Consider the following 12,440-nt stretch of genomic DNA (forward strand, 5'->3'; position numbering starts at 1 on the left):
ACCAAAATCTTTTTAACAAAAATTTGGGGCCCGGGGGCGCCGCTTATTTCCGCCCCCCGCCGAACCAGCATGTCCGTCAGGCCGTCTTACCTTCCTGCACCTTCAACTCGCTGATCATCCGTTCACGCATGATGAACTTCTGCACTTTGCCGGTCACCGTCATGGGCAATTCATCGACGAAGCGGATGTACTTCGGCACCTTGTAGTGCGCGATCTGCCCCTGGCAAAACTGCTGGATTTCCTCAGCGGTGGCCTGCTCTCCTGAGCGCAAAACGATCCACGCACACACTTCCTCGCCGTACTTCGAATCGGGCACGCCAAACACCTGCACGCTCTGGATTTTCGGATGACGGAACAGAAACTCTTCGATCTCGCGCGGGTAGATGTTTTCGCCACCGCGAATCAGCATGTCCTTCAGGCGACCGACGATGTTGCAGTAGCCGTCGGCATCGAGCGTGGCCAGATCGCCCGTATGCATCCAGCCGTCAACAATGCTCTCCCGCGTCTTCGCTTCGTCACCCCAGTAGCCCTGCATCACCGAATAGCCCTTGGTGCACAGCTCGCCCGTCTCGCCCACCGGCACGATTTCGCCGAGCGGATCGACGATCTTCACTTCCAGATGCGGCTGGATCCGACCGACGGTCGTGGTGCGCTTGTCGAGCGGATCGGTGGTCGAACTCTGGAAAGACACCGGGCTCGTTTCCGTCATGCCATAGGCAATGGTGATCTCGTTCAGATGCATCCTCGAGACGACCTTCTTCATCGTCTCGATCGGGCACGGCGAGCCGGCCATGATGCCGGTGCGCAGGCGCGAAAAATCATAGGTGGCGAAGTTCGGATGATCAAGTTCGGCGATGAACATCGTCGGCACACCATGCAGCGCGGTGCACTGCTCTTCGGCGACGGCGGCCAGGGTCGCAGCCGGGTCGAAGCCTTCGCCCGGGAACACCATATTCGCACCGACCGATACACACGCCAGAACCGCCAACACCATCCCGAAACAGTGATAGAGCGGGACGGGAATGCACAGGGCGTCCTGCTCCGTTAGACGCATCGCCATCGCGATATAGCGCGCGTTGTTGACGACGTTGCTATGGGTGAGCGTCGCGCCCTTCGGATTGCCCGTCGTACCGCTGGTGAACTGAATGTTGATCGGTTCGTGGCAGGAGAGTGTCGCGCCGATGGCGTCGAGCTTCGCGACGTCTAGTGTCGCGCGGCCCCGTTCGATCACGTCGGAAAAAGTCAGCATACCGGGTGTTTCCGTGTCGCACATGCGAATCACGTAGCGCAATGCCGGCAACCGAGCGGCTCGCAGTTCGCCCGGCGCTTGCGTCGCCAGTTCCGGTGCGAGCTCCTGAAGCATCTCGAGGTACATCGACGTCTTGAACCGCTCGGCAGCGATAATCGCCTTGCAGCCGACCTTGTTCAACGCATATTCGAGTTCCGCGAGCCGATAAGCTGGGTTGATGTTGACGAGTACGGCGCCGATGCGCGCTGTCGCGAACTGCGTGAGCAACCATTCCACACGGTTCGGCGACCAGATGCCCACCCGGTCGCCCTTCTCGATACCAAGCGCAAGCAGCCCTGACGCCAGCACGTCGATCTCCTCAGAGAACTCCTTCCACGTCCAGCGAATACGCTGTTCGCGAAATACTACGGCCAGACGGTCCGGGAAGCGCGCTGCGGTGTCGCGCAGAAATTGGCCTAGCGGCGCGTCACTCAACGGAATCTCGGTCGACCCGCGAACATACGACAGGTTGTCCTTGGGTTCGATGAGTGCTCCTACGCCTGACAGGTGCGTTGCCATGGTGTTGTCTCCGTGACCGGAAGCTCGCCCAGTCTATTGAAATGAATTTGAAACCGATTGTGCCACCGGCGTATGTCCGTACGGCATCAAGTGTTACCCGCCCTCTGCGAGAGCGCCGGCTGCCGGAGGTGTAATTGCCCAACGTCCAATCCAAGCATACGATTTTGCTGACCTTTCCGTAAACGTCAAGTAGAGGTCAAAAAAAAGCAGCCGTAAAGGCTGCTTTTTCTCTGATCCGTAATGCCTAATTCTGCCCGCGCAGCTTGCGCAGACGCTGAATCGCAGCGAGCTGCGCCGTCGCATACGCCAATTCCGCTTGCGCGGTTGCGTATTCGAGGTTCGAACCCGTGTTCTGCAGCGCTTCTTCCGCACGCTTGCGTGCATCTTCGGCCTTGGCTTCGTCGAGATCCTTGCCGCGGATCGCCGTGTCGGCGAGAACCGTCACAGCGCCCGGCTGGATTTCGAGGATGCCCCCGGCGACGAAGACAAACTCTTCTTCACCGTTTTCAGCTTCGATGCGCACCGCACCCGGACGAATCCGCGTGATGAGCGGCGTGTGGCCCGGCAGAATGCCGAGTTCACCTGCTTCGCCCGGCAGCGCGACGAACTTCGCCTGGCCCGAGAAGATCTGCTCTTCCGCGCTGACGACGTCTACCTTGATTGTTGCCATAAGTGTCGACTCCTGGTTGAGCGTAGTAAGAGGCGCCGGTTTTACGTTCCAATACCGCTTGAGTATCGATACGCGCGAGGCCGGCGCCCGCTTCGTTACACCCGACCTTTACTGGATCTTCTTGGCCTTTTCGAAGGCTTCGTCGATCGTGCCGACCATGTAGAACGCTTGTTCCGGCAGGTGGTCGCACTCGCCTTCAACGATCATCTTGAAGCCACGAATCGTTTCTTTCAGCGGCACGTACTTGCCCGGCGAGCCCGTGAACACTTCAGCAACGTGGAACGGCTGCGACAGGAAACGCTGGATCTTACGAGCGCGCGCCACGGCGAGCTTGTCTTCCGGCGCCAGTTCGTCCATGCCCAGAATCGCGATAATGTCTCGCAATTCCTTGTAGCGCTGCAGCGTTTGCTGCACGCCGCGCGTGATCGCGTAGTGCTCTTCACCGATCACGTTCGGGTCGATCTGACGCGAAGTCGAATCGAGCGGGTCCACTGCCGGGTAGATACCCAGCGAAGCGATGTCACGCGACAACACGACGGTTGCGTCCAGGTGACCGAAGGTCGTAGCCGGCGACGGGTCGGTCAAGTCATCCGCAGGGACGTACACGGCCTGAACCGACGTGATCGAGCCGGTCTTGGTCGACGTAATACGCTCTTGCAGCTTACCCATTTCTTCAGCGAGAGTAGGCTGATAGCCCACTGCCGACGGCATACGGCCGAGCAGTGCCGACACTTCCGTGCCTGCCAGCGTGAAACGGTAGATGTTGTCGACGAAGAACAGCACGTCGAGCCCTTCGTCACGGAAGTGCTCAGCCATTGTCAGACCAGTCAGCGCAACGCGCAGACGGTTGCCCGGCGGCTCGTTCATCTGGCCGTACACCAGCGCGACCTTGTCGAGAACGTTCGAGTCCTTCATTTCGTGATAGAAGTCGTTCCCTTCGCGGGTACGCTCGCCAACACCGGCGAACACGGAGTAACCACCGTGTTCCTTAGCGATGTTGTTGATCAGTTCCATCATGTTCACGGTCTTGCCCACACCGGCGCCACCGAACAGACCAACCTTACCGCCCTTGGCGAACGGGCAGATCAGGTCGATAACCTTGATGCCGGTTTCGAGCAGTTCCGTCGACGGCGACAGTTCGTCGAACGCCGGAGCCTTCTGGTGAATGCCGCGCGTCACGTCCGAGTTGATCGGGCCGGCTTCGTCGATCGGGCGACCCAGCACGTCCATGATCCGGCCGAGGGTCGGCTTGCCAACCGGCACGCTGATCGGCTTGCCGGTGTTCTTCACCGTCGTACCGCGGCGCAGACCGTCCGAGGCACCCAGACAGATGGTACGGACAACGCCGTCGCCCAGCTGCTGCTGGACTTCGAGGGTCAGTTCCGAACCGTCGAGAATGAGCGCGTCGTAAATCTTCGGCATGTGGTCACGCGGGAATTCCACGTCGATCACCGCGCCGATGCACTGTACGATCTTGCCTTCTACCAAAGCAGTAGTACTCATCGCTTTTCCTTTAGATACTCAATTCTTCACTCGCGCAAAGGCGCAATTTCGATGGGGCCGCCGAGACGGGGCGCGCCTCACGGGCGCGCACGAAGCGGCGTGCCTGACCCTTATGGTCAGACTGCCGCTGCGCCACCGACGATTTCCGACAGTTCTTTCGTAATCGCGGCCTGACGGCTCTTGTTGTACACGAGCTGCAGTTCGTTGATGACCGTCTTCGCATTGTCCGAAGCGGCCTTCATTGCGACCATTCGTGCCGACTGCTCCGATGCCATGTTTTCCGCGACGGCCTGATAGACCAGCGCTTCGACATAACGCACCAGCAGTTCGTCCACCACTGCCTGTGCATCCGGCTCGTAGATGTAGTCCCACTGCGTGCTCGGGGTCGTGCCGTCTTCGTCCTTGCGCTCGAACTGATCTGCCGACAGCGGCAGCAGTTGCTCGATCACCGGCTCCTGCTTCATCGTGTTGACGAAGCGCGTGTACGCGAGGTACACCGCCGAAACCTTGCCTTCCGAGTACAGGTCGAGCTGCACCTTCACCGCGCCGATCAGCTTTTCCAGATGCGGCGTGTCGCCCAGATGCACGACATTCGACACCACCTTGGCGCGCAGACGATTCAGGAAACCCAGACCCTTGGTGCCGATCGCAGTTGCTTCGACCGTCTTGCCCTGGCCTTCCAGTTCCTTGAACTTCTGCAGCGACGCACGCAGCACATTGGTGTTCATACCGCCGCACAGACCTTTATCGGTCGTGACGAGGATGATGCCGGCCGTCTTCGCGCCTTCGTTCGACACCATGAACGGGTGACGATACTCCGGGTTCGCACGGCTCATGTGCGCAGCGATATCGCGGACCTTGTCGGCATACGGGCGAGCAGCGCGCATGCGCTCCTGAGCGCGGCGCATCTTCGATGCGGCCACCATCTCCATCGCTTTCGTGATCTTGCGCGTGTTTTGCACGCTCTTGATCTTGCCGCGAATTTCCTTCATTCCAGCCATTGCTTGCTCCTTGTCGGCCCGAGTTAGCGCTCAGCACTCGGGTCCCATGCAAAGCGATCGAAGCAGCGCGGGTTCAGTTGCCTGCGGCCCGCGCCGCTTCAAGGTCCGTTTATGCCTTGCGGATCACTCGCGGATCAATAAGCGCCGGACTTCTTGAAGTCTTTGAGAGCCGTATGCAGCAGGGCTTCGTCGTCCTTCGAGAGTTCCTTGGTATCTTCGATGCGCTTGACCAGGTCAGCGTGGCTCGACTTCAGGTATTCGCGCAGGCCCTTTTCAAACGGCAGCACTTGCGCAACTTCCAGATCGTCGAGGTAACCGTTGTTCGCAGCGAACAGCGCGATCGCCAGTTCCCATACTTGCAGCGGTTGATACTGCGGCTGCTTCAGCAACTCCGTCACGCGGCGGCCGCGCTCCAGCTGCTTACGAGTCGCCTCGTCGAGGTCCGATGCGAACTGCGCGAACGCTGCGAGTTCACGGTACTGTGCGAGGTCGGTACGAATACCGCCCGACAACTTCTTCACGACCTTGGTTTGAGCCGCACCACCAACGCGCGAGACCGACACGCCGGCGTTAATTGCCGGGCGGATACCTGCGTTGAAGAGATCGGTTTCCAGGAAGATCTGGCCGTCGGTAATCGAGATCACGTTCGTCGGAACGAATGCGGTCACGTCGCCTGCTTGCGTTTCAATGACCGGCAGCGCCGTCAGCGAACCGCTCTTGCCCTTCACTTCGCCGTTCGTGAACTTCTCGACGTACTCTTCCGAGACGCGAGCAGCACGTTCCAGGAGACGCGAGTGCAGATAGAACACGTCACCCGGGTAAGCTTCGCGGCCCGGCGGGCGGCGCAGCAACAGCGAGATCTGACGGTATGCCCAAGCTTGCTTGGTCAAATCGTCATAAACGATCAGCGCATCTTGACCGCGGTCGCGGAAGTATTCGCCCATCGTGCAGCCGGCGTAGGGCGCGAGGTACTGCATTGCAGCCGATTCCGAAGCCGAAGCGGCCACGACGATCGTGTATTCCAGTGCGCCGGTTTCTTCCAGCTTGCGCACCACGTTCATGATCGACGAAGCCTTCTGGCCGATCGCGACGTAGATACAGAAGAGGTTCTTGCCCTTCTGGTTGATGATCGCGTCGACAGCGACTGCGGTCTTGCCGCACTGGCGGTCGCCGATGATCAGCTCACGCTGGCCACGGCCAACCGGCACCATCGCGTCGATCGACTTCAGACCGGTTTGAACCGGCTCCGAAACCGACTTACGCCAGATCACGCCCGGAGCAATCTTTTCGATTGCGTCGGTCTTCTTCGCGTTGACCGGGCCCTTGCCGTCGATCGGGTTGCCGAGTGCGTCGACCACGCGGCCGAGCAGTTCCGGACCCACCGGCACTTCGAGAATGCGGCCCGTCGTCTTGACGATGTCGCCTTCCGAAATGTGTTCGTACTCACCCAGAATCACGGCGCCGACCGAGTCGCGCTCGAGGTTCAGTGCCAGACCGAAGGTGTTGCCCGGGAATTCGAGCATTTCGCCCTGCATCACTTCCGACAGGCCGTGAATACGCACGATACCGTCGGTCACGGAGATCACGGTGCCCTGGTTGCGAACGTCTGCGCTCGCTTCAAGGCCCTGGATCCTGCTCTTGATCAGCTCACTGATCTCAGAGGGATTGAGTTGCATTATTCGCTCCTGATAGTCAATTCTGTTGCGTGCCAGCCGCTTCAGCGCTTTATGCGCTTCAGGCCGTCAGAGCCGTCTGCATGCTGGCAAGCCGCGCGCGGACCGAGGTATCGAGCACTTCGTCGCCGACCGTCACGCGCACGCCGCCAATGAGCGACGAGTCGACTTCGACCGTCGGCTTCAGCTTGCGCTTGAATTTGCGTTCGAGACCTGCGACGAGTTCGTTCAACTGCGCGCCTTCGAGCGGGAATGCGCTGACGATCAGCACATCTGCCGCTCCTTCGCGGGCGTTCTTCAACTCTTCGAACTGCGTAGCGATTTCCGGCAGCAATTGCAGGCGATGGTTATCCACCAGCATTTGCACCAGATTCTTCGCTTGCGCGTTGTCCTTGAGCGGCGACCTGACCGCGGCCAGCAGCAGTTCGCTGACCTGGGCGCGGCTTACTTTCGGGCTCGAGGCGATCGACAGCACTTCGGGCAGACGCGCAACCTGTGCCAGCTCCTGCACGAGCGTGGACCAGGCGGCGATGTCACCAGCTTCGGCCACGCCAAACAGCGCTTCTGCGTACGGACGGGCGATGGTTGCAAGTTCGGCCATGATCAGAGCTCGGCTTTCAGTTGATTCAGCAGGTCAGCGTGGGCTGCCTGGTCGACTTCGCGCTTCAGGATCTGTTCAGCGCCCTTCACGGCGAGTGCAGCGACTTCGCCGCGCAGCGTTTCGCGTGCCTTCACGACTTGCTGGTCCGCGTCGGCCTTCGCTTGCGCGATGATGCGAGCGGCTTCAGCTTGTGCTTGAGCCTTGATTTCGTCAGCGACTGTCACAGCGCGCTTTTCCGCGTCAGCAATACGTTGCTGACCGTCGTTGCGTGCCTGAGCGAGTTCCTGGTCGACGCGCTTGTGAGCGGCTTCGAGTTCAGCCTTGCCCTTTTCAGCGGCAGACAAACCGTCAGCAATCTTCTTCGAGCGCTCGTCGAGGGCGTTGATCAACGGCGGCCACACGAACTTCATCGTGAACCACGCGAGGATCAGGAACACGACCATTTGCGCAAACAGGGTTGCGTTGAGATTCACGGTGTTTCCTTAAACGTTGCTAGTTCGGAAAGTGAAACGGCAAGGCGCTCATCGATTCTGTATTCGATCAGCGCCTAAGTGCCCGTTCCGCCCTGCGCCTTTACCAGTTATAGCTCAGGCGCAAACTTCCGAGGAACCTCAGCCTGCCAGCTTCGACAGCAGCGGGTTCGCGAACGCGAACAGCATTGCCACACCAACACCAATCAGGAAAGCCGCATCGATCAGACCAGCCAGCAGGAACATCTTGGTTTGCAGCGGGTTCATCAATTCCGGCTGACGAGCACATGCTTCGATGTACTTGCCGCCCATCAGGCCAATACCGATACAGGCGCCGATTGCACCCAGGCCGATGATGATGCCGATACCGATGGCGGTCAGACCCTGGATGTTGGCGATGAAAGCTTGCATGATCACTCCTTTGTGAAAAGTCTTTTGGAACTGGTTGGAACTGGGATTTAATAAAACAAAACTAAAACAATTCGTCGTTCAACAAGCCGTGATTAGTGGCTGTCGTGTGCCTGTCCGATGTACACCAGCGTCAGCATCATGAAAATGAATGCTTGCAGCAGAACGATCAGGATGTGGAAGATCGCCCAAACCGTGCCTGCGATGACGTGGCCGATAAAGCCGAGCACTGACGCGTCCGCGCCGAAACCCCACATGCTGCCGAGCAGGGCAATCAGCAGGAACAACAGCTCGCCCGCGTACATGTTGCCGAATAGCCGCATGCCGAGCGAAACCGTCTTTGCGACGAACTCGATGATGTTCAATGCAAGGTTCGGAATCCACAGCAGCGGATGCGCGCCGAACGGAGCCGACAGCAGCTCATGCACGAAGCCGCCTACGCCCTTGATCTTGAAGTTGTAGTAAATCATCAGCGCGAACACGCCGAGTGCGATACCGAGCGTACCGTTCAGGTCAGCCGTCGGCACGATGCGGTGATGGGGAATGACTTGCGACAGACCCAGCCAGCCGATCACGCGGCCCGGCAGGTCGACGGGGATAAAGTCGAGCGAGTTCATCAAGGCGACCCAGACGAACACGGTCAGTGCCAGCGGGGCGATGAAGGTGCGCGAGCCGTGGATCATCGACTTCGATTGATCTTCGACCATCTCGACCAGCATTTCGATCGCGCACTGGAAACGACCCGGCACGCCGGACGTTGCCTTGCGGGCCGCCAGATGCAGGATGGCGATCGTGGCCAGACCACAAACGATCGACCAGAAAAGGGTGTCCAGATTCCACACATGAATGTCGAAAATCGACGTCTGGTGCCCGGTGGAAAAGTTCTGCAAGTGGTGCGCGATGTACTCGGACGGATCCAGAGCGCGCGTGCCTTCGCTAGCTGCCATATCGTTAATGCCACCCAAATTGTCGAAAATCGTCTTAGGCCGTTCCCGCCGCAATTCTGTATTGCGGGAACACGCCGGGTGCGGATCGTGTCATATCCGCACTCCTTACGCCAGCGCTACGCGCCAGCCTGAATTTTGTGTTGCTACTCTTGCTACTACCTTAGCGCCACGCGAGGGCGATCCAGTAAGTCTTGAGCGCGATGAGGTAAGTCACGAGCAGCGGCACCCAGCGTACGTCGTGATACCAGAAAGCGATGGCTACAAACATCGCGATCGTTGTCCCCATCTTGAGCGCTTCGCCGATCATCCAGCTCATCGCTGTTTCGGCGCCGCTCAGCGTTCTAAGACGTGCCGCGAACAGCGCGCTCGGCACCCAGCAGATCGCTCCCCCCAGGAACGCGGACAGCGCAGCAGCGCCCGGCGGCTTGTAGAACAGCCACCACACCAGCGTCGCACCCAGGGACAAAACCATTTGCGCCGCCACGACCTTGAAAGGCGTGACACGCGATGGACGACTCACATTCGGGCCAAACAGCTTTTCAGCCTCGACCCGCGTGAGCGGAACGATATTGTTATCTTGTTGCTCGACATCCCACGCATCGTCAGTTGTAACGTGCTGACCGGTAGACGCAACGGAATCGGTGCGTTCAGCGCGGTGTTCGTCGTGCCCATTCTGTGGCGCCTGATTCGACGTTTTAACCGCCATCGCAGTGTTCCGAAAGTCTTGTTCCAGCCCGCGAGCTTACGCTGCGCTTACGGGGTTGCCGTGCAATTAAATCCGGGCGATTGTAAGCGATAGTTGCAGGCAATTCAAGACTTTAGGCCGTTCAATAACCTGCGTGAAAACGGCCTTCACCATGCGGGAGCGTGATTTCGGGCGGCTTGTACACGGCAAATGTAAGGCGGCCGGGGAGCGGCAAAACATGCGCCTTGAATTGAGGAGGCTGAAGTGCGTGGATGCGTCGTTTCGACGCTGCTGCGGACGTCTCAAAAATGCAACAGACGGCGATTTCTGCTCACTTTGATAGACATCCAAGACGGCGCCGGGTAAGGGTCGGACGATGCTTCTGTACGGGGAGTTCTTCAATGGCGAATAACAGCGCCCGTGTCAGGTCCGGTGCTTCTGGCCAGGTAACCAACTTCGAGCACAGTCGGTTTGCCCGGCTTCGTACTGACGTCCGCCCTGCTCTGTCCGACCAATTCACACGCGGCGCCGACCGTTTCATCGCGGCCCGGATCGAGAACAAAAAACGAGCGATGTGCGCTTCTTCGCTGCTGCGGCCTGCCCAGTCTTTGCTCAGTCAAGTCCCGCGCAACACAATCAACGCTGCCTCACTGCAAAAGCGGCTGAACAGATCAACACCTCAGTATTCCTGATTATTTTGCGTTGAATTTAATCAGGAATCCACCCAGCGCCAATACGGTGTGCCGATCAATCCGGGGAAATCGTCAAACCACCCCTTGAGCGTGACGCCGGCAAGCCCGATAAAACCAAACCCCTCATCGAAAGCGCACAAAGTGCGCCAAACAGCTTGCTAGCAACCATCCAGATAATTCGCAAGCATGTCCAGCGCCCTTCCACACTCAACTTGTCATGATCACACCGTGGCGTTACCACGCAACCGGACAAGAATGCCTTCCAGCGCGTCCAGATCACCGAAGTCCACCAGCACCTGGCCGCGGCCGCGTCGGCCGAGCTTGATCTTTACCGTGGCGGCAAGCAGATCGGACAACTCCTCTTCGAGTCGCCGCGTGTCGCGGCCGCCGTCCTGATTCGCACGCGCCTTCACCGTGGGCGCAGCCTTGGTAGTCGCCGTCACCAGCTTTTCGGTCTCCCGTACCGACATGCGCTTGTTGACGACCTGATTGGCCAGTGTGATCTGCGTCGCAGCATCGACGGCCAGTAGCGCACGTGCATGACCCATGTCCAGATCACCGGCCAGCAACATCGTCTGCACCGGTGCTGCCAGGTTAAGCAAACGCAGCAGATTCGATACGGCACTGCGTGAGCGACCCACCGATTCAGCTGCCTGCTCATGCGTGAAATTAAACTCGTCGAGCAAGCGCTGAATACCCTGTGCTTCTTCTAGCGGATTCAGATCTTCGCGCTGGATATTCTCGATCAGCGCCATCGCCGCGGCGGCCTGATCAGGCACGTCCCTCACCAGCACCGGCACCTCGTCGAGGCCGGCAAGGCGCGCGGCGCGGAAACGCCGCTCGCCGGCAATGATCTCGTACTTATCCACCGACACCGGCCGTACGAGGATCGGCTGCATCACCCCTTGGGCACGGATGCTGGCCGCCAATTCCTGCAACGCGCCTTCGTCCATGCGCGTACGCGGCTGGTACTTGCCGGCCTGTAGCTTGCTGAGCGGCAGCACGTTCGGCGCACCCTCGATCGCCACGGCCTCTGTAATATCCGCACTGCCACCAAGCAATGCTTCCAGACCACGGCCCAACCCCTTCTTTCTTGCTACTGCATTCATCGTGCTTCCTCGATCCGCTTAGGACGCCTGGGGCGCGTCATTCAATGTGCGCACCCGCTCAATCATCTCTGCACCGAACTGCACATACGCCTGCGCACCGCGCGATGCCTTATCGAACACAACGCCCGGCAACCCATAGCTAGGCGCCTCGGCAAGGCGCACGTTACGCGGGATCACCACGTCGAACACCTTGTCGCCAAAGTGTTCTTTCAGCTGATCCGAGACTTGCTGTTGCAATGTGATGCGCGGATCGAACATCACGCGCAGCAGACCAATCACCTTCAGATCGCGATTCAGGTTCGCATGCACCTGCTTGATCGTGTTGACCAGATCGGACAGGCCTTCGAGCGCGAAGTACTCGCACTGCATCGGAATCACCACGCCATGCGCGGCACACAGGCCGTTGAGCGTTAGCAGCGACAAAGCCGGCGGGCAGTCGATCAGCACAAAGTCGTATTCGCTTTCGACTGCCGCCAAGGCAATCTTCAACTGGCGCTCACGGCTCTGCACGCTGACCAATTCGACCTCGGCGCCGGCCAGTTCCCGGTTCGCGGGCAGCACGTCGTAGCCGACGGCTTCCGGGCGTACTCGCGCATCCGCCACCGACACGCCATCCACGAGCACTTCATAGACGGTGTTCGCGCATGCGGCCTTGTCGATACCGCTACCCATTGTGGCGTTGCCCTGCGGGTCCAGATCGATGAGAAGGACTCGCTGTCCCTGCGCTGCCAAGCTCGCGGCCAGATTGACTGCCGTCGTCGTCTTGCCGACGCCGCCCTTCTGGTTCGCAACGCAGAAGATTTTTGCCATCGTTGGTGTGTCCCTTTTGCTGCTGAATAAAGTAGAAAGCGCGTCTGGTATGCGGTACGTGCCT

12 protein-coding genes are annotated in these 12,440 nt (G+C 59.4%); all 12 read right to left on the reverse strand.

Going from position 1 to position 12,440, the window contains the following annotated elements; all coding sequences use genetic code 11:
* Positions 1–76 precede the first annotated feature (76 nt).
* Complete coding sequence (locus PQR40_RS10650; RefSeq protein WP_408508957.1) at positions 77–1,807, reverse strand: AMP-binding protein; 1,731 nt, start codon at positions 1,805–1,807, stop codon at positions 77–79.
* Positions 1,808–2,051: 244 nt separating this feature from the next.
* Complete coding sequence (locus PQR40_RS10655) at positions 2,052–2,477, reverse strand: F0F1 ATP synthase subunit epsilon (protein ID WP_012434800.1); 426 nt, start codon at positions 2,475–2,477, stop codon at positions 2,052–2,054.
* Between the two features lie 108 nt (positions 2,478–2,585).
* Complete coding sequence (gene atpD, locus PQR40_RS10660) at positions 2,586–3,980, reverse strand: F0F1 ATP synthase subunit beta (protein WP_408239274.1); 1,395 nt, start codon at positions 3,978–3,980, stop codon at positions 2,586–2,588.
* A 116-nt stretch (positions 3,981–4,096) separates the two neighbouring features.
* A complete protein-coding gene (gene atpG, locus PQR40_RS10665; RefSeq protein WP_179735230.1) occupies positions 4,097–4,981 on the reverse strand; it encodes a F0F1 ATP synthase subunit gamma in 885 nt (294 codons plus the stop codon).
* A gap of 134 nt (positions 4,982–5,115) precedes the next feature.
* Entirely contained in the window at positions 5,116–6,657 is a 1,542-nt protein-coding gene (gene atpA / locus PQR40_RS10670; RefSeq protein ID WP_408239270.1) for a F0F1 ATP synthase subunit alpha, read from the reverse strand.
* Positions 6,658–6,715: 58 nt separating this feature from the next.
* Positions 6,716–7,255 carry a F0F1 ATP synthase subunit delta gene (locus PQR40_RS10675; RefSeq protein ID WP_408508958.1) on the reverse strand — a complete coding sequence of 180 codons (540 nt, stop codon included), beginning with the start codon at positions 7,253–7,255 and terminating at the stop codon, positions 6,716–6,718.
* A 2-nt stretch (positions 7,256–7,257) separates the two neighbouring features.
* The gene (locus PQR40_RS10680) at positions 7,258–7,728 is read right to left on the reverse strand and encodes a F0F1 ATP synthase subunit B (protein ID WP_074281809.1); all 471 of its coding nucleotides are present in this window, start codon (positions 7,726–7,728) and stop codon (positions 7,258–7,260) included.
* 138 nt (positions 7,729–7,866) lie between these two features.
* Positions 7,867–8,136 carry a F0F1 ATP synthase subunit C gene (gene atpE / locus PQR40_RS10685; protein WP_007180033.1) on the reverse strand — a complete coding sequence of 90 codons (270 nt, stop codon included), beginning with the start codon at positions 8,134–8,136 and terminating at the stop codon, positions 7,867–7,869.
* Between the two features lie 92 nt (positions 8,137–8,228).
* Positions 8,229–9,080 carry a F0F1 ATP synthase subunit A gene (gene atpB / locus PQR40_RS10690; protein WP_408239267.1) on the reverse strand — a complete coding sequence of 284 codons (852 nt, stop codon included), beginning with the start codon at positions 9,078–9,080 and terminating at the stop codon, positions 8,229–8,231.
* A 160-nt stretch (positions 9,081–9,240) separates the two neighbouring features.
* Complete coding sequence (locus PQR40_RS10695; RefSeq protein ID WP_408220199.1) at positions 9,241–9,786, reverse strand: ATP synthase subunit I; 546 nt, start codon at positions 9,784–9,786, stop codon at positions 9,241–9,243.
* Between the two features lie 892 nt (positions 9,787–10,678).
* Positions 10,679–11,566 carry a ParB/RepB/Spo0J family partition protein gene (locus tag PQR40_RS10700; protein ID WP_408393303.1) on the reverse strand — a complete coding sequence of 296 codons (888 nt, stop codon included), beginning with the start codon at positions 11,564–11,566 and terminating at the stop codon, positions 10,679–10,681.
* 18 nt (positions 11,567–11,584) lie between these two features.
* On the reverse strand, positions 11,585–12,376 hold the full coding sequence (locus PQR40_RS10705; protein WP_408239261.1) for a ParA family protein: 792 nt from the start codon (positions 12,374–12,376) through the stop codon (positions 11,585–11,587).
* Positions 12,377–12,440 lie beyond the last annotated feature (64 nt).

Origin of the sequence: Paraburkholderia sediminicola (assembly GCF_046026855.1) — a bacterium.
In the GTDB taxonomy this organism is placed as follows: domain Bacteria; phylum Pseudomonadota; class Gammaproteobacteria; order Burkholderiales; family Burkholderiaceae; genus Paraburkholderia; species Paraburkholderia sediminicola_A.

Excerpts from the sequence above, each read along its gene's own strand:
- atpG (WP_179735230.1), bottom strand. The coding sequence starts at position 4,981 with ATGGCTGGAATGAAGGAAATTCGCGGCAAGATCAAGAGCGTGCAAAAC.
- atpA (WP_408239270.1), bottom strand. The coding sequence starts at position 6,657 with ATGCAACTCAATCCCTCTGAGATCAGTGAGCTGATCAAGAGCAGGATC.
- PQR40_RS10650 (WP_408508957.1), bottom strand. The coding sequence starts at position 1,807 with ATGGCAACGCACCTGTCAGGCGTAGGAGCACTCATCGAACCCAAGGAC.
- PQR40_RS10700 (WP_408393303.1), bottom strand. The coding sequence starts at position 11,566 with ATGAATGCAGTAGCAAGAAAGAAGGGGTTGGGCCGTGGTCTGGAAGCA.
- atpE (WP_007180033.1), bottom strand. The coding sequence starts at position 8,136 with ATGCAAGCTTTCATCGCCAACATCCAGGGTCTGACCGCCATCGGTATC.
- PQR40_RS10675 (WP_408508958.1), bottom strand. The coding sequence starts at position 7,255 with ATGGCCGAACTTGCAACCATCGCCCGTCCGTACGCAGAAGCGCTGTTT.
- atpD (WP_408239274.1), bottom strand. The coding sequence starts at position 3,980 with ATGAGTACTACTGCTTTGGTAGAAGGCAAGATCGTACAGTGCATCGGC.
- PQR40_RS10705 (WP_408239261.1), bottom strand. The coding sequence starts at position 12,376 with ATGGCAAAAATCTTCTGCGTTGCGAACCAGAAGGGCGGCGTCGGCAAG.
- atpB (WP_408239267.1), bottom strand. The coding sequence starts at position 9,080 with ATGGCAGCTAGCGAAGGCACGCGCGCTCTGGATCCGTCCGAGTACATC.
- PQR40_RS10695 (WP_408220199.1), bottom strand. The coding sequence starts at position 9,786 with ATGGCGGTTAAAACGTCGAATCAGGCGCCACAGAATGGGCACGACGAA.
- PQR40_RS10655 (WP_012434800.1), bottom strand. The coding sequence starts at position 2,477 with ATGGCAACAATCAAGGTAGACGTCGTCAGCGCGGAAGAGCAGATCTTC.